Annotated in this window: 23 protein-coding genes and 1 pseudogene; 13 read left to right on the forward strand and 11 right to left on the reverse strand. The window is 58.6% G+C overall.

The features are described from left to right. Positions 1 to 81: 81 nt before the first annotated feature. The 3 genes from GUC22_RS13515 to GUC22_RS13525 form a co-directional block, all read right to left on the reverse strand. Positions 82 to 513, reverse strand: a complete 432-nt coding sequence (locus GUC22_RS13515; RefSeq protein ID WP_004138064.1) for an OsmC family protein — start codon at positions 511 to 513, stop codon at positions 82 to 84. 79 nt (positions 514 to 592) lie between these two features. Continuing rightward, entirely contained in the window at positions 593 to 1,072 is a 480-nt protein-coding gene (locus GUC22_RS13520; RefSeq protein WP_004138066.1) for a GNAT family N-acetyltransferase, read from the reverse strand. Continuing rightward, positions 1,072 to 1,974 (reverse strand): LysR family transcriptional regulator, encoded by a 903-nt coding sequence (locus GUC22_RS13525; RefSeq protein WP_004138067.1) that lies wholly within the window; start codon positions 1,972 to 1,974, stop codon positions 1,072 to 1,074. Before GUC22_RS13525 ends, GUC22_RS13520 begins: the two co-directional genes overlap by 1 nt. A gap of 114 nt (positions 1,975 to 2,088) precedes the next feature. Between GUC22_RS13525 and GUC22_RS13530 the strand changes: the two genes are divergently transcribed. The 4 genes from GUC22_RS13530 to GUC22_RS13545 all read left to right on the forward strand — a co-directional run bounded on the left by GUC22_RS13530 (position 2,089) and on the right by GUC22_RS13545 (position 7,234). Beyond that, positions 2,089 to 2,940: a Vmh family MBL fold metallo-hydrolase gene (locus tag GUC22_RS13530; RefSeq protein WP_049103571.1), complete on the forward strand. Its 852-nt coding sequence runs from the start codon at positions 2,089 to 2,091 to the stop codon at positions 2,938 to 2,940. A 236-nt stretch (positions 2,941 to 3,176) separates the two neighbouring features. Beyond that, a complete protein-coding gene (sra, locus tag GUC22_RS13535; protein ID WP_004101955.1) occupies positions 3,177 to 3,317 on the forward strand; it encodes a stationary-phase-induced ribosome-associated protein in 141 nt (46 codons plus the stop codon). Between the two features lie 184 nt (positions 3,318 to 3,501). Beyond that, a complete protein-coding gene (locus GUC22_RS13540) occupies positions 3,502 to 5,199 on the forward strand; it encodes an NAD-dependent malic enzyme (protein ID WP_004138070.1) in 1,698 nt (565 codons plus the stop codon). A gap of 322 nt (positions 5,200 to 5,521) precedes the next feature. Further along, positions 5,522 to 7,234 (forward strand): ABC-F family ATP-binding cassette domain-containing protein, encoded by a 1,713-nt coding sequence (locus GUC22_RS13545; RefSeq protein WP_102649829.1) that lies wholly within the window; start codon positions 5,522 to 5,524, stop codon positions 7,232 to 7,234. 37 nt (positions 7,235 to 7,271) lie between these two features. Here the strand turns inward: GUC22_RS13545 and GUC22_RS13550 are convergent, their stop codons facing one another. Together GUC22_RS13550 and GUC22_RS13555 are read right to left on the reverse strand one after the other, a co-directional pair. Beyond that, positions 7,272 to 8,228, reverse strand: a complete 957-nt coding sequence (locus GUC22_RS13550) for a bifunctional helix-turn-helix transcriptional regulator/GNAT family N-acetyltransferase (RefSeq protein ID WP_064410666.1) — start codon at positions 8,226 to 8,228, stop codon at positions 7,272 to 7,274. Between the two features lie 200 nt (positions 8,229 to 8,428). Further along, positions 8,429 to 9,028: an inorganic diphosphatase gene (locus GUC22_RS13555; protein WP_131930027.1), complete on the reverse strand. Its 600-nt coding sequence runs from the start codon at positions 9,026 to 9,028 to the stop codon at positions 8,429 to 8,431. 255 nt (positions 9,029 to 9,283) lie between these two features. Here GUC22_RS13555 and adhP point away from each other — a divergent pair, with 255 nt between their 5' ends. Further along, on the forward strand, positions 9,284 to 10,294 hold the full coding sequence (adhP, locus tag GUC22_RS13560; protein ID WP_004138079.1) for an alcohol dehydrogenase AdhP: 1,011 nt from the start codon (positions 9,284 to 9,286) through the stop codon (positions 10,292 to 10,294). A gap of 42 nt (positions 10,295 to 10,336) precedes the next feature. On the opposite strand, the pseudogene GUC22_RS27605 reads toward adhP, so the two are convergent. Beyond that, positions 10,337 to 10,435, reverse strand: a pseudogene (locus GUC22_RS27605) (hypothetical protein); the annotation flags it as partial. Positions 10,436 to 10,677: 242 nt separating this feature from the next. Here GUC22_RS27605 and GUC22_RS13565 point away from each other — a divergent pair. From GUC22_RS13565 to GUC22_RS13590, 6 genes are read left to right on the forward strand one after another with little or no spacing between them, the layout of a single operon-like run. Further along, on the forward strand, positions 10,678 to 12,300 hold the full coding sequence (locus GUC22_RS13565) for a TIGR04028 family ABC transporter substrate-binding protein (protein WP_160183578.1): 1,623 nt from the start codon (positions 10,678 to 10,680) through the stop codon (positions 12,298 to 12,300). Between the two features lie 10 nt (positions 12,301 to 12,310). Then, positions 12,311 to 13,255 carry an ABC transporter permease gene (locus GUC22_RS13570; protein WP_024358222.1) on the forward strand — a complete coding sequence of 315 codons (945 nt, stop codon included), beginning with the start codon at positions 12,311 to 12,313 and terminating at the stop codon, positions 13,253 to 13,255. Continuing rightward, positions 13,252 to 14,103 carry an ABC transporter permease gene (locus GUC22_RS13575; RefSeq protein ID WP_049090366.1) on the forward strand — a complete coding sequence of 284 codons (852 nt, stop codon included), beginning with the start codon at positions 13,252 to 13,254 and terminating at the stop codon, positions 14,101 to 14,103. The genes GUC22_RS13570 and GUC22_RS13575 overlap by 4 nt, the downstream gene beginning before the upstream one ends. Then, positions 14,100 to 15,704: a dipeptide ABC transporter ATP-binding protein gene (locus GUC22_RS13580; protein ID WP_098140674.1), complete on the forward strand. Its 1,605-nt coding sequence runs from the start codon at positions 14,100 to 14,102 to the stop codon at positions 15,702 to 15,704. The genes GUC22_RS13575 and GUC22_RS13580 overlap by 4 nt, the downstream gene beginning before the upstream one ends. Further along, a complete protein-coding gene (locus tag GUC22_RS13585; RefSeq protein WP_064371752.1) occupies positions 15,701 to 16,690 on the forward strand; it encodes a putative FMN-dependent luciferase-like monooxygenase in 990 nt (329 codons plus the stop codon). The genes GUC22_RS13580 and GUC22_RS13585 overlap by 4 nt, the downstream gene beginning before the upstream one ends. A gap of 9 nt (positions 16,691 to 16,699) precedes the next feature. Further along, a complete protein-coding gene (locus tag GUC22_RS13590) occupies positions 16,700 to 17,791 on the forward strand; it encodes an alkylhydroperoxidase domain protein (protein ID WP_024358226.1) in 1,092 nt (363 codons plus the stop codon). Between the two features lie 5 nt (positions 17,792 to 17,796). On the opposite strand, the gene araJ is transcribed toward GUC22_RS13590, so the two are convergent. Next, positions 17,797 to 18,948, reverse strand: coding sequence for an MFS transporter AraJ (gene araJ, locus GUC22_RS13595; protein ID WP_049132131.1), 1,152 nt, complete (start codon positions 18,946 to 18,948; stop codon positions 17,797 to 17,799). Between the two features lie 544 nt (positions 18,949 to 19,492). Here araJ and GUC22_RS13600 point away from each other — a divergent pair. Then, positions 19,493 to 19,816 carry a CcdB family protein gene (locus tag GUC22_RS13600; protein ID WP_004138090.1) on the forward strand — a complete coding sequence of 108 codons (324 nt, stop codon included), beginning with the start codon at positions 19,493 to 19,495 and terminating at the stop codon, positions 19,814 to 19,816. 41 nt (positions 19,817 to 19,857) lie between these two features. Here the strand turns inward: GUC22_RS13600 and fdnI are convergent, their stop codons facing one another. Genes fdnI through fdnG form a run of 3 tightly spaced genes read right to left on the reverse strand, consistent with a single transcriptional unit; the run spans position 19,858 to position 24,450 of the window. Then, positions 19,858 to 20,514 (reverse strand): formate dehydrogenase-N subunit gamma, encoded by a 657-nt coding sequence (fdnI, locus tag GUC22_RS13605; protein ID WP_024358230.1) that lies wholly within the window; start codon positions 20,512 to 20,514, stop codon positions 19,858 to 19,860. Further along, positions 20,507 to 21,391, reverse strand: coding sequence for a formate dehydrogenase subunit beta (gene fdxH / locus GUC22_RS13610; protein ID WP_049086868.1), 885 nt, complete (start codon positions 21,389 to 21,391; stop codon positions 20,507 to 20,509). The genes fdnI and fdxH overlap by 8 nt, the downstream gene beginning before the upstream one ends. 11 nt (positions 21,392 to 21,402) lie before the next feature. After that, entirely contained in the window at positions 21,403 to 24,450 is a 3,048-nt protein-coding gene (gene fdnG / locus GUC22_RS13615) for a formate dehydrogenase-N subunit alpha (RefSeq protein ID WP_160183579.1), read from the reverse strand. Positions 24,451 to 24,677: 227 nt separating this feature from the next. Between fdnG and yddG the strand changes: the two genes are divergently transcribed. Then, positions 24,678 to 25,556: an aromatic amino acid DMT transporter YddG gene (gene yddG / locus GUC22_RS13620; protein ID WP_160183580.1), complete on the forward strand. Its 879-nt coding sequence runs from the start codon at positions 24,678 to 24,680 to the stop codon at positions 25,554 to 25,556. Here the strand turns inward: yddG and benD are convergent. Further along, positions 25,553 to 26,326 (reverse strand): benzoate diol dehydrogenase BenD, encoded by a 774-nt coding sequence (benD, locus tag GUC22_RS13625; protein ID WP_116943690.1) that lies wholly within the window; start codon positions 26,324 to 26,326, stop codon positions 25,553 to 25,555. The two genes, yddG and benD, sit on opposite strands and share 4 nt — an antisense overlap. Positions 26,327 to 26,332 lie beyond the last annotated feature (6 nt).

Genomic DNA, 26,332 nt, shown 5'->3' on the forward strand with positions numbered 1-26,332 from the left:
TAGCATTAATTCACGCCGGGGGCATTTGCCAACGATGGCTTTCAAGGCAGGAGCGCCCGCCGACGGCGGGCGCCAGTGAGATTAAGGATTAAGCTGGTAGTCGAGGCTTATCTCTGCGTTCAGGACCTGCGACACCGGGCAACCGGCTTTGGCTTTTTGAATGATCCCGTCAAACGCATCGGCTTCGATGCCTGGCAGCACGATTTTGCTCTGCAGCGCGATTTGGGTGATGGCAAAGCCGCCGCCGGATTTATCCAGCGTCACCACCGCCACGGTATCAATGGAGGTGGCGGTGTAGCCCTCTTCGCTCAGCATCAGCGATAGCGCCATGGAGAAACAGGCGGCATGTGCGGCCCCGATCAGCTCTTCCGGGTTGGTCCCCTTCACGCCTTCGAAACGGGTGTTAAAACCATAAGGCTGCTGGTTCAGCGCGCCGCTCTCGGTAGAGACGGTTCCTTTACCGCTTTTCAGATCCCCTTCCCAATGCGCCTGACCTTTCTTATGGATTGCCATAATATCGCTCCTTTTTGACATTAAAGGGTTAAGTATAGAACCCCCTTACGCATTTGGGCGGCGCGCGGCGTTTTTCAGATCAATCCGTCGGGATATTTTTACTCATATTAACGCCGGTCACGCGGAAACCCGCGGCGTCGTAGAGATGGCGGGCGCGCGGGTTATCCCCGGCGACGCGCAGCTTAACTTGGCTGATGCCCTGGCTTTTCAGCGCATGCTCAAAAGCCGCCATTGCTTGTTTACCCAACCCTTGCCCCTGCAATGCCGGATAAATATAAAAATCGCAGATAAAGGCGGAGCGCATTTCTTCATCCGGCTTGTACCAGAGATAGCCGACCCGCTTTTCTGCTCCGTCGCTGTCATCGAATAAGCAGCATAAAACCTGGCCGCAGGTATTGACGCCGTCAGGCAGATCCGCGGCGATTTCGCGCTGCGCCTGGGCTAAAGCGGCCGCCGGCGAAAGCGCATAATTGGCCGAGATTTCCGCCGCGTAGTCGGGGATAAAATAGTCGAGATAAGCGGGATACTCTTCATTACGCATGGGGCGAAGCACTATCATCATAGGTTTCCTTTTATATCGTGAGTTTGCGCCAGTAGCTGCTGAATCTCGCCAAGAAACAGCGGCAGCGCGCTCGGCTGGTAGTCCCTGGAGAGGTAAATCCCATACACGCTTAACGGTTTTGGCCGCCAGGCCGGCAACACCTGTTTCAGCGCCCCGCCGTTAAGCGCCCGCTGCGCCTCCAGCTCCGGCAGCATCGCGATGCCGCAGCCGGCGACCGCCGCCTCCATTAGCAGCGAAGAGATCCCGGCGCTAAGGTTGCCGGAAACCGCCACCGCTACGCTTTCGCCGTCGGGGTCGCTAAACTGCCACGTCTGGCTGGCAAAATGGCTGTAGTGCAGACAGTTGTGGCGGGCGAGATCTTCTGGCGATTGCAGAGGGCCGTTCTGCTGCAGCCAGCGCGGCGAAGCGCAGAGCACCGAACGGCATACGCCAAGGCGGCGGGCGATAGCCCCCGGTTCCGGGTTATCGGTGATCCGTATCGCCACGTCGATACGCTCGCTAATCAGGCTCACCGGGTGATTATTGATATCCAGCTCCAGGCGCAGCTGCGGATAGCGGGCGAGAAAATCGGGTAACAGCGGAGAAATAAGCTGCATGGCGGTGAAGTGCGCGCAGGCGACGCGCAGGGTCCCGCTGGGGATCGCGCGCTCGCTTTGCCCGGCGATCTCATCCGAGAGCTGCGTCAGGGTGCGCGTTTTTTGCAGCACCTTTTCACCGGCGGCCGTTAAGGTCAGTTTGCGGGTGGAACGGTGGACCAGTCGAGTACCGGCCCACTGCTCCATCTGCTCCAGATAGCGGCTGACCATCGGGCGCGACATCCCCAGCGCGCGCGCGGCGGCGCTTAAACTCCCCAGTTCACAAATGCGCATATACACCTGCGCGGCGATTACCCGATCCATAACTGATTTCCATCTGCACGTTTTATGAAACTCAGCATCTCTTTTTTCAGGAATTTTCGCAAATCAGGAAATCCGTAAAATAGCGCTCATTCACCTGACCAAGAGAAAATGAATATGAAATTATCTGCCCTGGCTATCGCGACCGCGCTGTTCAGTACTTCCGTTCTGGCCGCCCCTTTAACGCTGCAAACCTACAACCCGCAGGAAAACGCCATTTTCGCAGTGAACTCCACCCTCGCCTCCGGCCCGCATGAAGCGGTGCTTTTCGATGCCCAGTTCAGCGTTAAAGATGGCGAGAAGCTGGTTGAAATGATTCAGAAAAGCGGTAAAAAACTGACCCGCATCGTGATCACTTCCGGCGATCCGGATTTCTACTTCGGCCTCGAGCCGCTGGTGAAGGCCTTCCCGGACGCCAAAGTGGTGGCGACCGCGGAAGTGGTTAAACATATTAACGCCACCAAGGAGGCCAAATTGGCCTACTGGGGCCCGCAGATGAAGGACGGCGCGCCGAAGCAGGTTTACGTCCCGCAAGCGCTGACGACCAATACCTTCTCCATCGACGGCGAAAAAGTGGAGATCCGCCAGCCGCAAAATTACGCCGCCTATGTGTGGATCCCGGCGAATAAAGCCATTCTTGGCGGCACCGGCGTGGCGTGGGGGATGCACGTCTGGACCGCGGACACCCAGAGCGTCGAAAGCCGCCAGCAGTGGATCAATACGCTCGATGAGATGGCCGCGCTGCATCCGCAGCAGGTGATCCCCGGCCATTACCTGGGTACGCCGCCCGCAGGCGACCGCGCGATTACCTTTACTCGCGACTATCTGACCCAATTTGAGCAGGCGCTCAACGCGCACAAAGATTCCGCCGGCGTGATCAAGGCGATGAAACAGCGCTGGCCGGGACTGGCGGAAGAGAGTTCGCTGGATCTAAGCGCCAGGGTGAATACCGGCGAAATGAAGTGGTAATTCCGGCTATCGCGCGGGTATGTCGGCCGGATGGCGGCTGAGGCCTTATCCGGCCGACAAACCGCGGTCCGCTGAAGAGACTGTTCTTAATCTGCCGCCGCAACGTTGCTAATCCCGGCAAAATGGGCCACGCTGATTATCGCCGCGCTAAAAATGAGCGGCGTACTTAAGGGTTAAATTTCGTCCGACACCCGTCGGGCTTGTCCTTGAAACCGACACAGGATAAAGGAGTAAGAATGAAATCGAACCAACAGGCACGTCATCTTCTCGGTCTGAACTACAAGCTTTCTCAGCAGAAAAAAGTGCTGCTGGAGGGCGATGCGGAAACCACGGTTAACCATGTTCGCGCCACCGGCCGCAAACGCCGCGGTGGCTAACTTTTCAGCTGAATGATGATAAAAACACCGTCCTTTCCACAGGATGGTGTTTTTTTAACGCTATCGTCCTCTTGTTTACTCTCCTTTGATGCCATCTGCCTTATACTCTGCACGCTGCCATTCCCTGCCAGCCCCCCGCCTGTCGCCGCGCCCGGGCTGAAGCGATTATCAAGGAGTTAGTGCGATGCAATTCACCCATAAGAAAAACCGCTCTCTTTACATCCCTTACGCCGGCCCCGTGCTGCTTGAATTTCCGCTGCTCAACAAAGGTAGCGCCTTCAGCATGGAAGAGCGCAGCAGCTTCAACCTGCTGGGTCTGCTGCCGGAAGTGGTCGAAACCATTGAAGAGCAGGCCGAACGCGCGTGGATCCAGTACCAGGGATTTAAAACCGAGATCGACAAACACATTTATCTGCGCAACATCCAGGATACTAACGAAACGCTGTTCTACCGTCTGGTCGGCAACCATCTCGAAGAGATGATGCCGGTTATCTATACCCCGACCGTCGGCGCCGCCTGTGAACGCTTTTCTGAGATCTATCGTCGCGCCCGCGGCGTGTTTATCTCTTATCAGAACCGCAATAACCTCGACGATATTCTGCAAAACGTGCCGAACCACAACGTCAAGGTGATCGTGATGACCGACGGCGAACGTATTCTCGGCCTCGGTGACCAGGGTATCGGCGGGATGGGCATTCCGATCGGTAAACTGTCGCTGTATACCACCTGCGGCGGTATCAGCCCGGCCTACACGCTGCCGGTAGTGCTGGACGTCGGTACCAACAACCAGCAGCTGCTGGACGATCCGCTGTATATGGGCTGGCGTCACCCGCGTATTACCGACGACGAGTACTATCAGTTTGTCGACGACGTTATCCAGGCGATTAAAGCCCGCTGGCCGGACGTGCTGCTGCAGTTCGAAGACTTCGCGCAGAAAAACGCCATGCCGCTGCTCAACCGCTATCGCCACGAGGTATGCTCTTTTAACGATGATATCCAGGGCACCGCTTCGGTCACCGTCGGTACGCTGATCGCCGCCAGCCGCGGCGCGGGCAGCCAGCTGAGCGAGCAGAAAATTGTCTTCCTCGGCGCCGGCTCCGCGGGCTGCGGTATCGCCGAGCAGATCGTCGCCCAGATCCAGCGCGAAGGGTTAAGCGAAGAGGAAGCCCGCAAGCGCGTGTTTATGGTTGACCGTTTCGGCCTGCTGACCGACGCCATGCCGAACCTGCTGCCGTTCCAGAGCAAACTGGTGCAAAAGCGTGAGCATCTGCAAGCGTGGGACACCACGAATGATGTGCTGTCGCTACTTGACGTGGTACGCAACGTCAAACCGGACATCCTGATCGGCGTTTCCGGCCAGCCGGGTCTGTTCACCGAAGAGATTATCCGCGAGATGCATAAGCACTGCCCGCGGCCAATCGTCATGCCGCTGTCCAACCCGACCTCCCGGGTGGAAGCCACGCCGCAAAATATCCTCAGCTGGACCGACGGCGCGGCGCTGGTTGCTACCGGCAGCCCGTTCGCCCCGGTCACGCTCAAAGGCAAACAGTACGTTATCGCCCAGTGCAATAACTCCTATATCTTCCCGGGAATTGGCCTCGGCGTGATCGCTTCGGGCGCGTCGCGCGTGACCGATGAGATGCTGATGGCCGCCAGCGAAACCCTGGCGAAACACTCGCCGCTGGTGAATAACGGTGAAGGCCCGGTCCTGCCGGAGCTGAAGGATATCCAGACCGTCTCGCGGGCGATTGCCTTCGCGGTCGGTAAGGTGGCGCAGGAACAAGGCGTGGCGGTGAAAACCTCAGCTGAAGCGCTGCTGCAGGCGATTGCCGATAACTTCTGGCAGCCGGAGTACCGCAGCTACCGCCGGACGTCGATTTAACCGGAAAATCAGCTGTATAACGGGCCTGCTTTGCAGGCCTTTTTCTGTTCTTCAGCTAGCCAAAACGCTCTTCTCCCTCTACACTGCCAGCACCCATCAACTAACTGAATAGAAAAGGAGGATCCCATGTCGTACTGTGAAATGTTTTTTTCACGTGCATTTGGCGATCGCACCAGCTCAAGCGTTATCGGTATCGTGCTGCGATAACTTCAGCTTGAGCGAAGAAACCAAAGACTAACTCCCTTCCCTCGGGCTTACCGGGTTATCGTCAGCGATGTTTGACGAGGCATTCACATGCCTGTAACTCTTGAGTAAGTTCCCAATGAGCACATTACTAACTGCACAATCTCTTCATGTTGATACGGCGTTTGGCCCGCTGTTCACAAACCTCTCCTTTACCCTGAAAAAAGGCGACCGTATTGGCCTGATTGGCTACAACGGCTGCGGAAAAAGTACTCTGCTACAGGTGCTGGACGGCACGATCGTGCCCAATTCGGGTAGCGTGGCGCAGGCCAATCACTGTCTGATGGCGCGAGTGGAACAGCATCTACCCGATACGCTGTTAGCGCAGCCTCTGCTGCAGGCGGTATTGGCGAAACTTCCCGTCCTTGAGCGTGAGAGCCAGCGCTGGCAAGCGGAAAGGCTGCTGGCGGAGATGGGTTTTACGCCAGATGAGGTCCTGCAGCGGGCGTCGACGCTTAGCGGCGGTCAGCACACCCGACTGCTGCTTGCCAGAGCGCTGATCCAGCAACCGGATCTCCTGCTGCTGGATGAGCCGGGAAACCACCTCGACCTGCCGACCCTCCTGTGGCTGGAAAGCTTCTTGCAGACCTGGCAGGGGAGCTTCGTTCTGGTGTCGCATGATAATATCCTATTGGATGCTGTAACTAATGCCAGTTGGATCCTGCGCGACAGAACCCTGCACGCCTTCTCCCTGCCCTGCAGCGCCGCCCGTCAGGCGCTGGAAGCCCAGGACGCCAGCGACGCGCTGCGCCATAAAGCGGAGCAAAAGGAGATCGACCGGGTCGCCGCCAGCGCTAAACGGCTGGCCATCTGGGGCCGGACGTATGATAACGAAGATCTCTCGCGCAAAGCCAAGCAGATGGAAAAGCAGGTTCAGCGCCTGAAGGAGAGCCAAACCGAGCTCACCGATGGAACGCCCTGGCGGCTGGCGCTGCGCGGCGACATGCTGCGGGCTGACCGACTGCTGGAGATGGAACAGCTCCCCGTTCCGCCCGCGCCGGGTCTGCCGGCCCTGTTCACCGCGGGCCTGGCGCGCCTGAAAAGCGGCGATCGGGTGGCGGTGATGGGGCGTAACGGCTGCGGCAAGTCTTCGCTGCTGCGTCTGCTGTGGCGGCAAATGCAGCAGGAAACGACGGATCCCGGTCTGCGTTTGCATCCGCGGCTGAAGCCCGGTTACTACGACCAGACCCTGCATCAGCTGGCGGATGGCGACACCCTTCTCGACGCGCTGGAGCCCTTTGAACCAGCGGCGGAAACGCGCCGGCGGGCGCTGATCTCCGCCGGATTTATCTGGGCGCGTCACGGGCAAAAGGTCGCCACCTTAAGCGGCGGCGAGCGTTCGCGCCTGCTGTTCGTCGGCCTGTCACTGGCCCGCTATAGCCTGCTGCTGCTGGATGAGCCCACCAACCATTTAGATATGGATGGCAAAACGGCGCTGGCGGCGACGCTGAACGACTACCCCGGCGGCCTGCTGCTGGTCAGCCACGATCGCGAGCTCATCAACCACAGCTGCAATCGCTTCTGGCTTATCGACGAGCGCGGGCTGAGCGAATGGCAAAGCGCCGACGAGGTGTATGACGTTTTACGCGCCGCCGTCCGCCGTCCGCTCATCGAGGAAACAACGGTGAACAGCCGCGAAGCAGAGGACGATCATGATGCGCTGCTGGAGCGGTTAATCACGCTTGAGCAGCTGCTGGCCGACGATCTGGCGCGCAAGCCAAAACATCAAAAACCGCAGCTGCAGGCGCAGTGGCGTAAGGAGATGACGACGATCAATACGAAATTAAGCTAAATGCTGTTCTCCCGGCGCGGCGATTCGCGCCGGGAGATTATTCAGCGCGGGCCTGCTGCCGGCTAAACTGCTGCTCGGTCATCATCCGCCCCCACTGATCCCCCTGCCACTCTTTATGCAGCGTGAAGCCGAAGGATTCATATAGCCTGCGGGCGGCGTTCAGCCCGCTGAAGGTCCACAGCTGCACCGCAGCAAAACCCTGGCTATCGCAAAAAGCCAACGCTTCATTCAGCAGACGGCGGCCAATACCGCTTCCCCGACAGCTATCGTCGAGAATAAACCAGCGCAGATGCGCTTGATTGTTACCGAGATCTTCGCCGTCAATCGCCACCGACCCGACAATCTGCTCGCCCTGCACGGCAAGCCAAACCTGATTGCGCGGTTTATCAAGACGACCGGAAAACTCCGCCAGCCCGCTGGCCACTTTGCTCTCGAAAAAGTGACCAAATCCGTAGTGCTTCGCATAGTACTCGCCGTGCATCTGCGCAATGCGGCCAATCATTCCCGGACGATAGCCGGTAACGATAGCAATCGCCTGTTTCGCGGCGGTCGCCTCAACGTCGCGACATTTTTCCAGCGCCCAGGCCCAGTCGGTGAGGCCCTGAGCAACACCTTGTTTCTGCTCGTCGCTCAGGTGCGCCAGCGCGTTGACCACCCGCATTGCGCCATAGGCGTTAACTTTTGCCACCGTCGCCGCGCCTTTGGCCGTTAACGCAAGCTGCTTAAAACGCCCGTCGCCGGCGGAGGGTATTTCCTGGAGCTCGCCGGCGGTAACCAGGCGGGCGAGCATTCGGCTAACGCTCGATTTTTCGAGCCCCAGAATCTGCACCAGCTGCGCGGCGGTCATCGCCCCGCGCAGCGATATTTCCAGTAAGGTGTGCACGGCGGAAGGTGAATAGTCCGTGGCGGCCAGCGTCGCGCTCATAAAGCCAAGCTCCCGCACCATCAGGCGCGATGCGGTGCGAATTTCATCAATAAGCGGGGATGAGGTCATGGTCAGTCAGCCTGGTCGCAAATGGTTGCATAATACAACCATCTTCAGGACATACGTGTCAATGCCCTGGGCTTTCCGGTCATCCGCCCGCGTTAGCATCAAATCGGGGGTCATCGGCGCTTTCGTAGCGTATTGCCTCGTTCTGCGGACAATAAGGCGAAGAAAAAGCGACAGGCACCGGGCGATGCCTGTTTTTACGCTTATTGCGCATTATTTGCTTTCCAGCCATCCCATGCCGCTTTAATTTCCTGCTTCGCGGCGGCGGCATCATTAAAGCCGTTCAGCTCCACTTTTTTACGCCCTTCCGGCAGCTGTTTGTAAACGCGGAAGAAAGCCTGCAAACGCTCCTGCTCAATTTTCGGCAGATCGCCGATCGTGTTGATCTCATCGTAGGTTGGGTCGATTTTGCTGGCCGGAACGGCAATGATTTTGTCGTCCTTCTCGCCGCCATCAATCATCTTCAGCACGCCAATCGCGCGCAGCTTAATCAGCGTTCCCGGCGCCATCGGCGCACGGGTGTAAAACACCACGTCCAGCGGATCGCCATCCCCTGCCAGGGATTGGGTCAGCGAGCCGTAGTTAGCCGGATAGGCCACCGGCATTGACTGAAAACGATCGGCGATCAGAAAGCCGGTTTTGGCGTCGGTTTCATATTTGATAATCCCGCCAGCGGGAATTTCGGTCACCGCATAAAACTCTTCAGGATTGTTTTTCGGCTGCGGGAAATCCAGCACGTTCTGCGCCTCGGCGGTAGCGGAAAGCAGAAGGCCTGCGGCAAGGAGGGTTTTCACCAGATGCATTGTCGTGTCGCTCTTTCGTTATAAGAATTGAAAAACAGAACGATAGAGGCCGCAAATGAAGCGTGCATGACGTAACGATGACGGTAATGTGACGAGAATTTCATTAATAAATCTGATTAAAAAAACGGCACATAAAACTCACCCCAGCAAGGAACAGCAATTATTCCCTTGATTTTGTGATGATTTAAGCTAAACCTTAACATGCGTAAAAAACAAAACTGTGTTAATACGCTTATGTTCAATAAGGAGAACAGAATGAAAGCTGCTGTCGTCACGCAAGATCATCAGGTCAATGTTACGGAAAAAACGCTTCGTCCACTGCAATATGGCGAAGCCCTATTAAAAATGGATTGCTGCGGCGTATGCCACACCGACCTGCACGTTAAGAACGGCGATTTTGGCGATAAAACCGGGGTCATTCTGGGCCATGAAGGCGTGGGCGTCGTACAGCAGGTCGGCCCCGGCGTGCATTCTCTGAAACCGGGCGATCGCGCCAGCGTCGCATGGTTCTTCGAAGGCTGCGGGCATTGTGAATATTGTAACAGCGGCAATGAAACGCTGTGTCGCTCGGTGAAAAACGCCGGCTATACCGTCGATGGCGGTATGGCGGAAGAGTGCATCGTCATGGCCGATTATGCGGTCAAAGTGCCGGACGGGCTGGATTCAGCGGCGGCCAGCAGCATCACCTGCGCGGGCGTGACGACCTATAAAGCGGTAAAAGTCTCCCATATCAAACCCGGCCAGTGGATCGCCATCTATGGCCTCGGCGGCCTCGGCAACCTGGCGCTGCAGTACGCCAAAAACGTGTTTAACGCCAAAGTGATCGCCCTTGACGTTAACGATGAACAGCTGAAGCTGGCCGCGGAAATGGGCGCGGACCTGACCATCAACTCACGCAGCGAAGACGCGGCCAAAATCATTCACGAGAAAACCGGCGGCGCGCATGCCGCAGTGGTCACCGCCGTCGCGAAAGCGGCGTTCAACTCAGCGGTAGACGCGGTTCGCGCCGGTGGACGCGTGGTGGCGGTAGGCTTGCCCCCGGAAGCAATGAGCCTGGACATTCCGCGTCTGGTCCTCGACGGTATCGAAGTGGTCGGTTCACTGGTCGGCACCCGTCAGGATCTGACCGAAGCCTTCCAGTTCGCCGCGGAAGGTAAAGTCGTACCAAAAGTCACCCTGCGCCCGCTGGGCGATATCAACGCGATCTTTAAAGAGATGGAACAGGGGCAGATTCGCGGCCGTATGGTCATTGATTTCCGCCGCTAATCGTCGGACCTCTCCCCGCAGCGGGAGAGGTTTATTTCCCCTTTACACGCGCGGCCCCGTCGCGCAACCGTACATCATCACCAGCGGAAATAGCGGTACCAGCGGAATCAGAGCGATCGTCCCCAGCGTGCTAATATCTCTCCGTCATTAAATTATCCAGCTTGAGAGTTAGCTGAAACACATGCGAATACCAGCCCCCAAAAATCGAACCGGCTAACGGACGAAATCTGTCACCCTGAATGGCAACAAAGATATCCCCGGCCCGGCATCAAATGTGGCGGGTATAAATGCTTTTTATGCAAATGCTTAGCGCAAATCCTCACTTCCTTTGTTAAAACGCGCGCCCGATGATGGCCAAACAATAGATAACAAAGGAATTCACCATGCACACCCGTTTTCGCCTGCCCGCGCTGGCGGCACTTTTTTTAAGCGGCGCCTTTTCCGCGTGGGCCGCCGATACGCCGGTTAAAGGCGGCACGTTAATTTATCTTGAGCAGCAGCCGCATACTAATCTTTATCCGCCAGCTGGCGGGTTCTATCCCAACGGCGGTATCCTGAATCAAATAACCGATAAGTTAACCTGGCAAAATCCCGAAACTCTACAAGTCGAACCCTGGATTGCCGAAAGCTGGAGCGTTAACGCCGATAAAACAGAATATATCTTTAAGATTCGCCCTGGCGTCACCTTCTCGGATGGAACCCCGCTTGACGCCAATGCGGTTGCCAAAAACTTTGATACCTACGGGCTTGGGAATAAAGCGCGCCGCCTGCCCGTTTCCGAGGTGATTAATAATTACGATCGCAGCGAAGTCATCGATCCGCTGACGGTAAAATTCTACTTTAAAAAGCCCTCGCCGGGATTTCTGCAGGGCACCGCGACCATCGGCTCCGGGCTGGTTTCCCTCAGCACCCTGGCGCGTAATTTTGAAGAGCTGGGCGACGCCCGCCATATTATTGGTTCCGGCCCTTTTACGGTTAAAGATGAAAAACCGGGGCGTGAACTCACGCTGGTCGCGCGTAAAGATTATCAATGGGGGCCAAAAAGTCTCGCCCAGCAGGGACCGGCCAATCTCGACGGCATAACCTATATCGTCACCCCGGAGGATGGCGTGCGTATTGGCGCGCTGCTGGCGGGCCAGGCCGATTTTATCCGCCAGGTGCAGGCCTACGATGAAAAGCAGGCCACCGATGCAGGCTTTAAAATCTATGCTGCTCCGACGCGCGGCGTCAACGACAGCCTCAGCTTCCGCCCCGATAACCCGCTGGTTGCCGACCTGCGCGTCCGCCAGGCGCTACTGCACGCCACCGACGCGAAACAGGTGGTCGAAACCCTGTTCTCCGCCAACTATCCGCAGGCCACCTCCGTCGTCGCCAGTAGCGCGGCCGGATACGTTAACCTCAGCGACAGGCTGGCTTTCGATCCGGCCAAAGCGAAACAGCTGCTGGATGAGGCGGGCTGGAAACCGGCCGCCGACGGTATACGGGTCAAAGATGGCCAGCGGCTGGCGTTAACCGTCTATGAATCCCTGCCCCAGCCGCAAAACAAAGAGGTGCTCCAGCTTATCGCCCAGCAGTGGCGTCAGGTCGGCGTTGCGCTGGCGGTCAAAGCCGGTGATGCCGGTAGCCGTACGCTGGATAGCCTCGACCCGTTAAAAACGCCGCTCACCGTGTCGGAAGTGGGCCGCGCCGACCCGGATGTGGTTAAGAGCATGTTCTTCCCCACTAACCGCGACGCGCTGCTGCAAAAAGGCGGCTCCAGCGACAAAGTGCAAAGCTTCCGCGACGATAAGCTCAACGCGCTGCTGACCGCGATTTCAGCCGAAGTCGAACCGCAAAAACGCCTCCAGCTGACCGGCGACGCCCAGCGCTATCTGCTGGATAACGCCTACCTAATCCCGATTTTTGAAGAACCGCAGGTCTTTGCCGGCGCGCCGTGGGTTAAGGGCGTTAGTTTTGAAGCGGTAGGCCGCCCGTCGTTCTACGGCGCGTGGCTGGAAAAGCACTAAGGAGTCTGCGATGAGCCACTATCTTCTGCGGCGCTCCGGCCAGGGACTACTGGTGCTGTGGGCAGCGTTTACTCTCTCCTTCGCGCTATTGCAGGTGCTCCCCGGCGATGCGGTACTGATCAAGTTTCAGAACCCGGATCTGGGACTGAGCCCCGAGCAGATCGCCGAAATGCGCCTCGCCTACGGGGCCGATAGCCCGCTGTGGAAGCAGTATTTCCACACGCTATGGGCCATGCTGCGGGGCGATTTTGGCTATTCGCTGCAGGCCGGGCTGCCGGTCAGCGCGCTTATCGCCAGCAACCTGCCGGAGACATTAAGCCTGGCGCTGCCCGCCTTTGCGCTGGCGGTGGCGCTGGCGTTCACCCTCGCCCTCGCCTCACGGCTACCGGGTCTGCGCTGGCTGAGCAACGCGCTGCAATCGCTGCCGGTGCTGTTTATCTCGCTGCCAACGTTCTGGCTCGGTATCGCCCTGATTCAGCTGTTCTCCTTTCAGCTGCGCTGGATCCCGGTGATCAACCCGGGACCGGTTGAGGGCTTGATTTTGCCCATTATTGCCGTCGCGGTGCCGATTTCCGCCCCGCTGGCGCAAATCCTGATGCGCAGTCTGGATCAGGTCGCCGCGCAGCCGTTTGTCGCCGTTGCCCGCGCCAAAGGCCTGAGCGAAACCGGCGTTCTGTGGCGGCACGTTACCGGCAACGCCCTGCTGCCGGTGCTCAATATTGCCGGTCTGCTGCTGGGGGAACTGATCGCCGGAGCGCTGATTACCGAAACCGTGTTTGGTCGCGGCGGTCTGGGACTGCTGACGCAGCAGGCCGTCAATAATCAGGATATCGCGGTATTGCAGGCGGTGGTGATGATCTCCGCCCTCGGTTTCGTACTGATTAACCTGCTGGTTGACCTGCTGATGCCGCTGTTCGACCCGCGCCTGAAAACCGTTATCGGAGGTGCCGTATGAGCCTGGTGGATTACGCAATCGCCGCGCGCCGCCGCAGGGTAAACTGGCGTACGCTACGCGTTCAGCCCGGCCTGCTGCTGGCCTGGACGGTAACGATCGTTGCCGCGCTGATGGCGATCGCCCCGCAGCTGTTTACCGCGTATAACCCGCTGGAGGGCCTTCCCGGCGCCCAGCGGCTGGCGCCGCAGGCCGGCCACTGGCTAGGCACCGACCAGCTAGGTCGCGATCTGTGGAGCCGCATTGTTTACGGCGCCGTACATTCCCTCTCCGCCGCGCTGGCGGCGGTGGCGATCGGCCTGTTTATCGGTACCGCGCTGGGCACCCTGGCCGGTGCGCTGGCGGGACGCGTGGAGTCGGCGATCATGCGGCTGGTTGACGTGCTGCTGGCGATCCCCTCTTTATTGTTGTCGCTGACGGTCATCATCCTGCTCGGTTTCGGCACCCTTAACGCCGCCGTCGCGGTCGGCGTCGCGGCAATAGCCAGCTTTGCCCGCCTGGCGCGAGCGGAAGTGGTTCGCGTGCGCCACAGCGACTTCGTCGAAGCGGCGTACGGCAGCGGCGGCACCTTTTTCGCCGTTTTCTGGCGGCATATTCTGCCCAATTCGCTCACCGCGGTACTGGCTTTTGCCACCCTCCAGTTCGGCCAGGCCATTCTGGCGCTCTCAACCCTGAGTTTTCTCGGCTACGGCACGCCGCCGCCGGTTCCGGAGTGGGGGCTGCTGATCGCCGAGGGCCGTAACTATCTCTCCACCGCCTGGTGGCTCACCACCCTTCCCGGCCTTGCGGTGATCGCGGTGGTGCTCGCCGCCAACCGCATCAGCCGTCAATTTAGCGGAGAACGCCCATGAATGTTTTGACCGTCGAGAATCTGCGCATCAGCTATCGTTCGCAGCGCGAATGGCGCGAAGTGGTGCACGACGTCAGTTTTGCGGTAAAACGCGGCGAAATGCTGGCGTTCGTCGGCGAATCCGGTTCAGGTAAAACCACCACCGCGCAGGCGATTATTGGCCTGCTGGCCGATAACGCGCGCCGTGACAGCGGGCGCATCTTGATTAACGGCGAAGAGATCAGCGGCTGGTCCGCCAAACGCCTCGACGGCCTTCGCGGCGCGCGGATTAGTCTGGTGCCTCAGGATCCGGGCAACTCCCTGAATCCGGTAAAAACTATCGGCGCGCAGGTGGGCGAAATCCTGCGCCTGCATCAGCAAAGCAGCGCCGCAGAGCGTAAAGCGCAGGTGCTGGCGCTGCTGGCGAAGGTTGGGCTGAGCCACCCGGAACAGCGCATCGATCAATATCCCCACCAGCTTTCAGGCGGTATGAAGCAGCGGGTGCTGATCGCTATCGCCATCGCCCTGAAACCCGACTTAATCATTGCCGATGAGCCCACCAGCGCCCTCGACGTGACGGTACAAAAACGGATCCTCGACCTGCTGGATACGCTGCGCCGGGAGTCCGGCACGGCGGTGCTGTTCGTGACCCACGATCTGGCGCTGGCGGCGGAACGCGCCGACCGACTGCTGGTCTTTCGCCACGGTGAAATTCAGGAACAGGGCGCGACCGGCGATGTGGTGCGCACGCCGCAGCACGCCTATACCCGCCAACTGCTCAGCGATCTCCAGGGTTCGACGCTGACCATTGCCCCGGCCAGCGGGCGCGTGCTGGCGACCCCGGCGATCCGCGTAGAGGGCATCAGCAAATGTTTTTCGCTCGGCCGCGCGCATTTACAGGCGCTGGACGCCGTGAGCTTCGAGGTGAAACGGGGCAGCACCCACGCGCTGGTCGGCGAGTCCGGCTCCGGCAAAACCACCCTTGCGCGGATCCTGCTGGGATTCGAAAAGGCCGATGTTGGCCATATCGCTATTGACGGTATCGATGCCGGGCATCTCAGCCGCGAGGCGCTCCGCCAGCTGCGGCGTAAAATCCAGTTCGTCTACCAGAACCCCTTTGCGTCCCTGGATCCGCGGCAAACGCTGTTTGAGATTATCGAAGAGCCGTTAAAAAACTTTGACCGCCTCAACGCCGAGACAAGACGCCAGCGCGTGGAAACGGTCGCTGCCCGCGTGGCGCTCGCGCCGGAGCTGCTGTCGCGAACCGCCCGCGAGCTATCCGGCGGCCAGCGGCAGCGGGTGGCCATCGCCCGCGCCCTCATCCTTGAGCCAACGATCCTGGTGCTGGATGAAGCGACCTCAGCGCTGGACGTCACGGTGCAGGCGCAAATTCTCGCCCTGCTGCAGCAGCTTCAGCAGCAGCTCGGGCTGAGCTATCTGTTTATCACTCACGATTTGGCGACGGTGCGCCGTATCGCCCACAGCGTGACGGTGCTGCGGGCGGGCCAGGTGGTTGAACACGGCGACGTCAGCCGGCTGTTCAGCGCCCCGCAGCATGACTATACCCGCGAGCTTATCGCCGCGATTCCCCACTTTTCATCCCCGAGCAAGGAGGTTGCATGACGCGTAAACGACTGGGCTTTTTCACCCGCCTGCTGGACCACGCCACGCCCAAAGAGCGCTATCGGCTGGCCACCGAGCAAATTCGCCACGCCGAACGCCTGGGGTTCGACAGCGCGTGGATTGCGCAGCACCATTTTCATGAGCACGAAGGCGGCCTGCCGTCGCCGCTGGTTTTTCTCGCCCATGCGGCAGCGCACACCGAACGCATTCGTCTGGGAACCGCCATTATCACCCTGCCGATGGAAAACCCGCTACGGGTGGCGGAGGATGCGGCGGTGCTGGATCTGCTCGCCGATGGACGGCTGGAGGTAGGCTTCGGCTCCGGCGGCACCCCCACCTCGTTTTTACCCTTCGGCCTGACGATTGACCAGCGCAGCGCGATATTCGCCGAGCATCTGCATCTGATTCAAAGCGCCTGGCGCGGGGATTCGCTCGCCCATCCGGATAATCATCTTTACCCTCAGGCGCCGCAGCTGGCGGAACGTATCTGGATTGCCACATTTTCCGTCGACGGCGCGGTCCGCGCCGCGCAGGCCGGACACGGATTGATGCTCTCGCGCACTCAGCCGCGTCCGGCCGGGCAACCGACGCTGCCGCTCGACGCGATTCAGAATCCGATTATCGACGCCTATCTCGCCGCGCTGCCCGCGGGCGTCGAGGCAAGGATCCTTGCCTCGCGTACCGCCTTCGTCGCCGACAGCCAGGAGTACGCGCTACAGGTCGCCGAACCCGGTTTACGCAGACAGGCAGCCCAGCATCGCGCCGCCGGCCATGAAATTATTGGTGACACTGTCACCGAATTTCTACCGCAGCTTGACGCTCACGTCGGCGACCCCGCGCACGTCGCCGCCTCGCTGGCGCGCGATAGCGTGCTGCGGCGGGTGACCGATATTTCGTTTCAGGTGCACTCCGTTGAACCATCGCACCGGGACACGCTGCGTTCCCTTGAGCTGATCGCTCAGCACATTGCCCCTCAGTTACGATAAGGAGTCACCATGACGCTAAGTCAGGATATATTGGCCGAACTGGCAGAGATCGCCCCCGATTCCGCTTTAGCCGCGGCGCGCGCCGTGCGCGAGGCGGCCACCCGCCACGCGCAGGGAAGCTATGAAACGCTGTTTGGTCAGCAGGATAACGACTTTCCGCTCGATGAGCGTTTTGCCGTTGCCGCCAGGGTGGCTAAGCTGCATGACAGCGATGCGCTGGCGGCCCACTATGCCGGTTTTGGTATTGCCGACCCCACATCCCCGCGGCTGGCCCCGGCGCTGGCCTTTGCCCGACTGTTAACCTTTACGCCTGTGGAGGCTACGCCATCGCCGCTGGAGGCCTTAATCCGCGCCGGATGGACCCTGCGCGGCATTGTCACCCTCGCCCAGCTTATCGCCTTTGTCAGCTTCCAGAGTCGGCTGGTCACCGGGCTGCGCCTGCTTAACGGCAAAAGCATTACTGTCGCACAAACCCCGGTCGCGGCCGGATTCTGGCATACCTCGCCGCAAACCCTCAGCGGTAAGCGCGCGCCGGTGCGCTTTACCCGCGACGAACTGCACTGGGAGCCCTGGCTGGCGGCTAAACCGCTGGCGGAATTCTCCCCCGATGAGCAGGCGCTGCTGACGAAGTTCGGCCACAGCGATTCCCCCTATTTCCGCCTGCTGGCGCGTAACCAGCCGATACTGGAGCAGCGTACGTTAACCGACAAAGGCATTTTTTATACTCCCGGCGGCCTGCCCCGCGCCGAACGCGAGCTGGCGGCGACGGTAGCGAGCAAAGTTAACGGCTGTATTTATTGCGCATCGGTGCATGCGCGTAAGGCCGCGCAGCTGGCGAAGGATGAAACGGCGGTAGAGACGCTGCTGGCGGTGACGCCCGGAGAGAACCTGAGCGACGGGCAGACGCCGGGCTGGCAGGCGCAAATCGATTTCGCCGCCGCGATTTCCGTTACCCCGCCCGCCCTGGCCGCCGGCCACCTTGCCGCGGTCGAACAGCAGGGCCTGGATACGCTCGCTCAGCTGGATTTACTGCAATCGGCAGCGTTCTTCGCCTGGGCCAACCGTTTAATGTTAACCCTCGGCGAACCCTGGCAGGAGTAAATGAATCAGGCCAGACGCTGCTGATAGCGGGCATAAATCAGCAGCGAACTGAGGGCAAGAAACGAGAGCAGCGCGGCCGGTAAGGTAACGGAACGCCAGCCAAAATCGGCCGTAATCATCATTCCGCCAAACAGCGCGCCGATGGCGCTACCGAGATTAAAGGCGATCTGGCCGCCCGCCGCGCCCAGCATCTCGCCGCCTTTGGCGTTTTGCAGCAGCAGAATTTGCAGCGGCGCCGACAGGGCGAACAGCGCCGCGCAGCAAATAAACGCCAGGGTTAATGAGGCGGCTTTATGCTCAGCCAGCAGAAAAATCAATAATAAGGTCACCACAATAACGCCATCGGTAACGGCGGCAATACGCAGCGGGCTGTAGCGAACAGAAACTTTACCACTAAAGAGATTTCCGAGAACCATTCCGAGGCCCACCAGCATCATAATGAATATCATGGCGCTCTCACCGAAACCGGAGACGTTAATCATAAACGGCTTAATATAGCTGAACCACGCGAATACGCCGGCATTGCCGAACATCGTGGCGGCAAAAACTAACCACGGCGCGGGCGATTTTAAAAAATGAAACTGCGAGCGCAGGCGCGCCGTGGATTTATCAAACAGCGTGGGCACCCACCAGGCGATGGAGACCAGCACCGCGATATCAAATACCGCAATCGCCAGAAAAGTATAGCGCCAGCTAAACTGATGGCCGAGCCAGGTCCCGGCGGGCACCCCCAGCAAATTGGCGACCGTCATCCCGGCGATCATCCCCGCCACCGCCGCCGTCACCTTTCCTGGCGGGGCGATTTTTGACAGGATAATCGCCCCCACGCCAAAGAATGCGCCGTGCGGGAAGCCGGAGATCAGACGGCCCAGCGCCAGCATCGAATAGCTGGAAGATAAAGTGAAGATGGCATTGCCGATAACGCACAGCGCCACGAGAAACAGCATAACCGACTTTAACGAAAAGCGGCTGGAGAACAGCGCCATCACCGGCGCGCCGATCACCACGCCAAATGCATAATATGAGATCATATTGCCTGCGGCGGGAATCGATATCCCGACATCATGAGCGATTTCAGGTAATACGCCCATAATGCCAAATTCCGCCATCCCGAGACCAAAGGTGCCAAGCGCTAACGAAAAAATAGTCTTTTTCATACAACTAATCACTTGTTATAAAATAAACCGACGGCATTATTGTGCATTATCCAGCGGCAAACCAGATAAAAACGCCGGGTGACATTTTTATCCATATAACGGCGCGGTTATTTCATAAGCTTATTCGCAGATTGGAAAAAACGAATAAAGCCATTTCGCGCCCCGCCGCTGCCCAGTAGCCAGCAACGGCATAGCGATAACAATTCACAACCGCGGTTCCATTAAAATTTCATCATTTCATGCCGTTGCTTTTCAATGGAACCCGTCTCGCAAATGCGACTTAACCAGGGCAATCGGTATTGTTTTTTAAAGTAGTAGACTGATAATGGCGACATTAACCACACGGAGGCAGGATAATGAAAGAATACACAGCGGAAGATAGCTTCCAGTCGGCGGCATCAACGAGTAAAAAGTGCCATTTATCCTCGATACCCACAGCTAAAAGTCAGTCAATGCATCCCCGTAACGAATTGTTCCGGTTAATGAATGAATTCGTCGACGAGCATGGGTCTATCACCGATGATGAATACTTCAGGGTGCTCTGATGCTTAAGCAATTCGACGTTTATCGGAACCCTTCTTCGCAAACGAAGAACTCTCTACCCTATTTTATGATTGTGCAAAATGATTTTTATGAAGACCTACCCACCAGGGTAATTATTCCCCTGATGCGTAATGCTCATCTGCCACTATGGCAGCATCCTTTAGTTCCTGAGGTCAATATTGAATTTGAAACGTTTATGCTTTGTTCGCCGATGATGACGAACCTTAACAATAAGCTGATCAAGCGCGAAGATTTTATCGGTAGCTTAAAAAGCGCCAGAGGCGAAGTGATTTCCGCCATTGACGCCCTTATCACCAATACCTGACCCGCTCCGGGTTTAACCGGAGCGGGTTTACGACGCAGAACTTATTTAAGCCCTTCGCAGCTCTCTTTCTTCGCTTCCTGACGCTCCACCTCGCGATACCAGCGCGGATGATGCTTCTTCGCCCAGCGGCGACTCACCTTCCCCTCAACCATTCCCTTAATCGATCCTTTAACCCAGAACGCCATATACATATGAATAAGAATCGCGTGAATAAGAATAATCGCCGAGGTCGCGTGAATCAGCAGGCTATAGCGAATCACCTGAATCGGAAAATAGTGGGCAAACCAGGGTCGCCAGATGATCACCCCGGTCACCAGCAGCACAAAAATCATGCTCATAATGGTCCAGAACATCATTTTCTGCCCGGCGTTATATTTCCCTACCCGCGCCACTTTATGCTCGTTGCCTTTCAGCACCTCAATAATCCCCTTGAGCCAGGGAATATCCTGCCTGTCAGGAATATTGTGGTGGACAAAGCGTACAAACATAAACATCAGGGCCACGAAAATCAGCACGCCGAAGAACGGATGCAGAATACGCCCCATCTGCGGCGTACCGAAGGTTTCGGTCAGCCACTGCAGCGTCGGGAAGAAAAACGAGATCCCCGAGAGCGCCACCAGGAAGAAGCTGATGACGACCGTCCAGTGACAGGCGCGGTCAATAAACTTCGTGCGCACAATCATTTTCGATTTACTCATTGCGCTCCTCCTCATCGTCATCCGCTTCTTTGTTCGGCCCAATCCCAATGTAGTGATAAATCAGCCCGGCAAAGGTGGCGATAAACCCGACCGCCGAGAGCGGCTTCAGCGCCCCTTTCCACAGGTTGATCGCGGTATCGATCTGCGGTTCTTTCGCCAGGTTATGGTATAGCTCCGGTTGGTCGGCATGATGCAGCACGTACATCACGTGCGTGCCGCCGACGCCCGGCGGGTTATACACCCCGGCATGGGAATAGCCGCGCTTCTTCAGTTTTTCCACCCGCTCGTTGGCCACCTCGAGCATCTCTTGCTTGCTGCCGAAATGAATCGCGCCGGTTGGGCAGGTTTTCACGCAGGCCGGCTCCTGGCCGACGCTGACCCGGTCAACGCACAGGGTGCACTTATAAACCCGGTTATCCTCTTTATTGAGGCGCGGGACGTTAAAGGGGCACCCGGCGATGCAATAGCCGCAGCCGATGCAGTTCTCCTGCTGAAAATCGACAATGCCGTTGGCGTACTGAATAATCGCCCCGGCGGACGGGCACGCTTTCAGGCAGCCCGGGTCCTCGCAGTGCATACAGCCGTCTTTGCGTATCAGCCACTCCAGCTTGCCGTTCTGTTCGGTTTCGCTAAAACGCATCACCGTCCAGGATTTGGCGCTCAGATCGGCGGGATTGTCGTACACGCCGACGCAGTGCCCCACGTCATCGCGAATATCGTTCCACTCGGAACAGGCCACCTGGCAGGCTTTACAGCCCACGCAGGAGGAGACATCAATCAGCTTTGCCACTTCCGCCTTAAAATCCCGCGCGCGCGGCGCGGGAGTTATCGGGTTGGTGGCGGAGCGTTTAATGATGTCCTGGGTTTCCATCGCCATTGATTCGCTCCTTACGCTTTCTCGATGTTGACCAGAAACGCTTTATACTCCGGCGTTTGCGAGTTGGAATCCCCGACGTTCGGCGTCAGGGTGTTGGCGATGTAACCTTTGCGGGCTACCCCTTCAAAACCCCAGTGCAGCGGGATACCGACGGTTTCCACCTGCTGACCGTTAACGTTGAGCGTGTGCAGACGACGCGTCACCACCGCCACCGCGCGAATAAAGCCGCGCTTGCTGCTGACCGTGACCCGATCGCCGTTGGCAATCCCCTTCGCTCGCGCCAGGCCTTCGCTGATTTCAACAAACTGCTCCGGCTGCGCGATGGCGTTGAGCAGCGCATGCTTGGTCCAGGTGTGGAAATGCTCGGTCAGACGATAGGTGGTACCGACGTAGGGGAATTGCTCCTTCTTGCCTAAGCGCAGGGCATCCTCTTCGTACAGCCGCACCACCGGGCTGGAGACCACGTTCGGGTGCAGCGGGTTGGTGCCAAGGGGCGTTTCCATCGGCTCGTAGTGTTCCGGGAACGGGCCTTCCGCCAGCTTATTCAGCGCAAACAGTCGTCCCATCCCCTCTTGCTGCATAATAAACGGCCCGGTTTTGCTGCCCGGCGGGGCGTTATTAAAGTCCGCAATATCGTTGCCGACCCACTTGCTGCCGTTCCAGCGGATCAGCATCCGCTTCGCATCCCACGGCTTGCCGTTGATATCCGCCGACGCGCGGTTATACAGCACCCGCCGGTTGAGCGGCCACGCCCACGCCCAGCCGAGCGTATTGCCAAGACCTGACGGATCGGCGTTATCGCGGTTGGCCATCTGGTTGCCCTGCTCGGTCCAGCTGCCGGTATAGATCCAACAGGATGAAGCGGTGGTGCCGTCATCGCGCAGCAGCGCAAAGCTGTTCAGCAACTGGCCCTTCTTCGCCAGCAGCGCGCCGTTTGCGTCGTAGAGATCGTCCAGCGCGTAGCCGTTGTTCTCTTTGGCCACCTCTTCCGATTGCGGATGATCCGGCTGCTTATAGCGCCAGCCCATCTTCAGCAACGGCTCGGCGCCTTTGCCGCCCTCGGTGCGATACATCTCGCGCAGACGGTGGTAAATCCCGGCAAGGATTTCGCCGTCGTTGCGCGCTTCCCCCGGCGCGTCCTGACCTTTCCAGTGCCACTGCAGCCAGCGCCCGGAGTTGGCGATCGAACCATCCTCTTCGGCGAAGCAGGTAGACGGCAGGCGGAAGACTTCGGTCTGAATCGCCGCCGGATCGACATCGTTCGACTCGCCGTGGTTTTGCCAGAAGGTCGACGTTTCCGTCACCAGCGGGTCGATCACCACCATGTACTTCAGCTTGCTCAGGCTGCGGACCACCTTGTTTTTGTCCGGGAACGAAGCCACCGGATTGAAGCCCTGGCAGAGATATCCCGTCACCTTGCCGTTATCCATCATATTGAAGTACTTGATGACGTCGTAAGCCTGGTCCCACTTCGGCAGCCAGTTAAAGCCCCAGTCGTTCTCTTTTTGCGCCGCATCGCCGTAGAACGATTTCATCAGGCTGACGAAGAATTTCGGATAGTTGCTCCAGTAGTTCACCTGATCCGCCAGCAGCGCTTTCGGCGTATTCGCCGTCAGATAGCTTTGCAGATCGGTCTGTTGTTCCGACGGCAGCGTCAGGTAGCCCGGCAGGCTGGTCGACAGCAGCCCTAAATCGGTAAGCCCCTGAATGTTGGAGTGCCCGCGCAGCGCATTCACGCCGCCGCCCGCCATCCCCATATTACCGAGCAGCAGCTGGATCATCGCCATGGTGCGGATGTTCTGCGCCCCGACGGTGTGCTGCGTCCAGCCCAGCGCGTAAAGGAAGGTGGTGGTCCGGTCCGCCGCGCTGGTTGAGGCCAGCACTGCGCACACCTTGAGGAAATCGGCCTTCGGCGTGCCGCAGATATTCTCCACCACCTCCGGCGTATAGCGAGAAACGTGCTGCCGGAGCAGATTCCATACGCAGCGCGGATGCTGCAGGGTTTCATCGCGCAGGGCGTAGCCGTTTTCGTCGAACTGATAGTTCCACGACGATTTATCGTACTGACGCTTTTCAGCATCGTAGCCGCTGAACAGGCCGTCTTCGAAGGCAAAATCGTCGCGCACCAGCAGGCTGGCGTTGGTGTAGTGCTTCACGTACTCGGCGTTGATTTTGTTGTTTTCGATCAGGTACAGCAGTACGCCCGACAGAAAGGTAATGTCGGTGCCGGAACGAATCGGCGCATAGATATCGGCCACCGACGCCGTACGCGTAAAGCGCGGATCGACGACAATCAACGTCGCATCGTTGTTGTTTTTCGCTTCCATCGCCCAGCGGAATCCCACCGGATGGGCTTCGGCGGCGTTACCGCCCATCACTACCACGACGTTGGCGTTTTTGATATCCACCCAGTGGTTGGTCATCGCACCGCGACCAAATGTTGGAGCAAGACTTGCTACCGTTGGTCCGTGTCAGACGCGCGCCTGGTTGTCTACCGCCAGCATACCGAGGGAACGCACAAACTTCTGCGTCAGCATGCCGGTCTCGTTGCTGGCCGCCGAGGCGCACAGCATCCCGGTGGTAAGCCAGCGGTTTACCGTGACGCCATGCTCGTTTTTCTCCATAAAGTTGGCGTCGCGGTCGGCTTTCATCAGCCTGGCGATACGCTCAAACGCCTCATCCCAGGAGATGCGCTGCCATTTATCCGCACCCGGCGCGCGGTATTGCGGGTAGCGCAGGCGGTTATCGCTGTGGACGTAGTCCAGCAGCCCGGCCCCTTTCGGGCACAGCGCGCCGCGGCTTACCGGATGATCCGGGTCCCCCTCGATGTGATAAAGCGCTTCTTTCGCGTTCTTCGCGCCGTCGCCCAGGCTATACATTAATAGCCCGCAGCCTACGGAGCAGTATGTGCAGGTGTTGCGGATCTCTTTAGCGCGCAGCAGCTTGTAATTACGCGCCTGAGCCAGAGCCATTTTGGGCGCAAACCCCAAAGCAGCGGCTGTTGTTCCGGCCATACCGCCTGCGCAGATTTTAAAAAACTTTCTGCGGCTGACGTCCATTGTTCCCCTCCATGCGGGATGTTTATTCATCGCGGAGGGCAAAACTAACAGCAATATCCCTGTTTTATTTGCGTCAAATCAATGTCGAAAACTGACGCCCCCTTAATAGTCAGCGACGCCAATTTTTATTACTCCGATAGTATTAAGCATGGCGGAAAATATCCCCCCCGGCGGGCGTAAAAAGTGTTATAAAACCCGACTGCGTTTGAACCAACATCAGGTTAAATATGGAGAAAAAGAGAGCCACGCTCATTGGATTGGCCGCTATCGTACTCTGGAGCACCATGGTCGGGCTGATTCGTGGCGTCAGCGAAGGCCTTGGCCCGGTGGGCGGCGCGGCGATGCTCTACAGCCTGAGCGGCATGTTGCTGATCTTTACCGTCGGCTTCCCACAAATACGCCAGATCCCCCGCCCCTATTTACTGGCGGGGAGCCTGTTGTTCGTCAGCTATGAAATTTGCCTGGCGCTGTCGGTTGGCTTAGCTGGTACCCGCCAGCAGGCTATTGAAGTGGGGATGGTCAATTATCTGTGGCCCAGCCTGACGATTTTATTCGCCATTCTGTTTAACGGCCAAAAAAGCAGCTGGCTGGTTATCCCCGGTTTATTCCTCGCTATACTTGGCGTCACCTGGGTATTAGGCGGTGAGCATGGTCTGAATATAGACGAAATTATCAGCAACGTGGTCTCCAGCCCGCTGAGCTATATTTTGGCGTTTATCGGCGCGTTTATCTGGGCGGCCTACTGCACGGTCACCGCGAAATACGCCAAGGGCAAAAACGGGATTACCCTGTTTGTTCTGCTCACCGCCCTGACCCTGTGGCTGAAATTCCTGTTCAGCGAGCAGCCGCCGATGGTCTTTAGCTGGCCGGTGACGATCAAGCTGATCGCGCTGTCCGTCGCCCTGGGGTTTGGCTACGCGGCGTGGAACGTCGGGATCCTGCACGGCAACGTCAGCCTGCTGGCCGCCGCCTCTTACTTTACCCCGGTGCTCTCATCGGCGCTGGCGGCGGTACTGCTCAGCGCCGCGCTGTCGTGGTCGTTCTGGCAGGGCGCCGGGATGGTATGTATCGGCTCCCTGCTCTGCTGGCAGGCGACCCGGCGCTAACCGAGGTCGCCCCCGGCGACGGGCAACGTCACGCCGGTAATATAGCTGGCCTCATCGCTGGCGAGAAACAGGATGGCATTGGCCTGTTCCGCCAGCGTACCGTAGCGATGCATCAGGCTGCTCGCCACCGTCTGATCCACCACCTGCTGATACCACTTCTGCTCTTGCGCCGTCGGCTGCTCTTCATTACGCGGCGTCAGGCGCGCAGGCGCCTCGGTTCCCCCCGGCGCCACGGCATTAATACGGATCCCGTTTGCGCTATATTCCAGGGCCAGCGAACGGGTCAGCGCGTTAACGCCGCCTTTCGCTGCGGAATAAGGTACCCGGTTCACTCCCGCCGTCGCCACGGACGAAATATTGACGATGCTTCCCTTTCCCTGCCTGAGCATCCACGGTAGCGCAGCCCGACAGCCCCACAGGGTCGGGAACAGCGAGCGGCGAATCTCCTTCTCAATCTGCTGCGGCTGATATTCGGCAAACGGCCGCGCCCAGATGGTGCCGCCGACGTTGTTAATCAGCACGTCAAGGCGACCAAAATGAGCCACCCCTTCGGCAAACGCCCGCTCGGTGCTTTCCCATTGCTCAAGATCGGCCTTCAGCGCCAGCGCTTCGCTGCCGGAGTCGTTCAGCGCCGCCGCCAGTTCGTGAACATAACGAGAACGGTCAATCAACAGCAGCCGGGCGCCCTCACGCGCCGCCTGCTCAGCCGTCTGTCGGCCTATCCCCTGCGCGGCGCCGGTAATGGCCACGACTTTATTGCTAAATCGCATCGTTGC

The organism is Klebsiella sp. MPUS7 (assembly GCF_009905335.1).
In the GTDB taxonomy this organism is placed as follows: domain Bacteria; phylum Pseudomonadota; class Gammaproteobacteria; order Enterobacterales; family Enterobacteriaceae; genus Klebsiella; species Klebsiella grimontii.

What these genes read in the sequence shown, in the direction of transcription:
- GUC22_RS13515 (WP_004138064.1), bottom strand. Translation starts at nt 513, where the DNA reads ATGGCAATCCATAAGAAAGGTCAGGCGCATTGGGAAGGGGATCTGAAA.
- GUC22_RS13520 (WP_004138066.1), bottom strand. Translation starts at nt 1,072, where the DNA reads ATGATAGTGCTTCGCCCCATGCGTAATGAAGAGTATCCCGCTTATCTC.
- GUC22_RS13525 (WP_004138067.1), bottom strand. Translation starts at nt 1,974, where the DNA reads ATGGATCGGGTAATCGCCGCGCAGGTGTATATGCGCATTTGTGAACTG.
- GUC22_RS13530 (WP_049103571.1), top strand. Translation starts at nt 2,089, where the DNA reads ATGAAATTATCTGCCCTGGCTATCGCGACCGCGCTGTTCAGTACTTCC.
- sra (WP_004101955.1), top strand. Translation starts at nt 3,177, where the DNA reads ATGAAATCGAACCAACAGGCACGTCATCTTCTCGGTCTGAACTACAAG.
- GUC22_RS13540 (WP_004138070.1), top strand. Translation starts at nt 3,502, where the DNA reads ATGCAATTCACCCATAAGAAAAACCGCTCTCTTTACATCCCTTACGCC.
- GUC22_RS13545 (WP_102649829.1), top strand. Translation starts at nt 5,522, where the DNA reads ATGAGCACATTACTAACTGCACAATCTCTTCATGTTGATACGGCGTTT.
- GUC22_RS13550 (WP_064410666.1), bottom strand. Translation starts at nt 8,228, where the DNA reads ATGACCTCATCCCCGCTTATTGATGAAATTCGCACCGCATCGCGCCTG.
- GUC22_RS13555 (WP_131930027.1), bottom strand. Translation starts at nt 9,028, where the DNA reads ATGCATCTGGTGAAAACCCTCCTTGCCGCAGGCCTTCTGCTTTCCGCT.
- adhP (WP_004138079.1), top strand. Translation starts at nt 9,284, where the DNA reads ATGAAAGCTGCTGTCGTCACGCAAGATCATCAGGTCAATGTTACGGAA.
- GUC22_RS13565 (WP_160183578.1), top strand. Translation starts at nt 10,678, where the DNA reads ATGCACACCCGTTTTCGCCTGCCCGCGCTGGCGGCACTTTTTTTAAGC.
- GUC22_RS13570 (WP_024358222.1), top strand. Translation starts at nt 12,311, where the DNA reads ATGAGCCACTATCTTCTGCGGCGCTCCGGCCAGGGACTACTGGTGCTG.
- GUC22_RS13575 (WP_049090366.1), top strand. Translation starts at nt 13,252, where the DNA reads ATGAGCCTGGTGGATTACGCAATCGCCGCGCGCCGCCGCAGGGTAAAC.
- GUC22_RS13580 (WP_098140674.1), top strand. Translation starts at nt 14,100, where the DNA reads ATGAATGTTTTGACCGTCGAGAATCTGCGCATCAGCTATCGTTCGCAG.
- GUC22_RS13585 (WP_064371752.1), top strand. Translation starts at nt 15,701, where the DNA reads ATGACGCGTAAACGACTGGGCTTTTTCACCCGCCTGCTGGACCACGCC.
- GUC22_RS13590 (WP_024358226.1), top strand. Translation starts at nt 16,700, where the DNA reads ATGACGCTAAGTCAGGATATATTGGCCGAACTGGCAGAGATCGCCCCC.
- araJ (WP_049132131.1), bottom strand. Translation starts at nt 18,948, where the DNA reads ATGAAAAAGACTATTTTTTCGTTAGCGCTTGGCACCTTTGGTCTCGGG.
- GUC22_RS13600 (WP_004138090.1), top strand. Translation starts at nt 19,493, where the DNA reads ATGCTTAAGCAATTCGACGTTTATCGGAACCCTTCTTCGCAAACGAAG.
- fdnI (WP_024358230.1), bottom strand. Translation starts at nt 20,514, where the DNA reads ATGAGTAAATCGAAAATGATTGTGCGCACGAAGTTTATTGACCGCGCC.
- fdxH (WP_049086868.1), bottom strand. Translation starts at nt 21,391, where the DNA reads ATGGCGATGGAAACCCAGGACATCATTAAACGCTCCGCCACCAACCCG.
- yddG (WP_160183580.1), top strand. Translation starts at nt 24,678, where the DNA reads ATGGAGAAAAAGAGAGCCACGCTCATTGGATTGGCCGCTATCGTACTC.
- benD (WP_116943690.1), bottom strand. Translation starts at nt 26,326, where the DNA reads ATGCGATTTAGCAATAAAGTCGTGGCCATTACCGGCGCCGCGCAGGGG.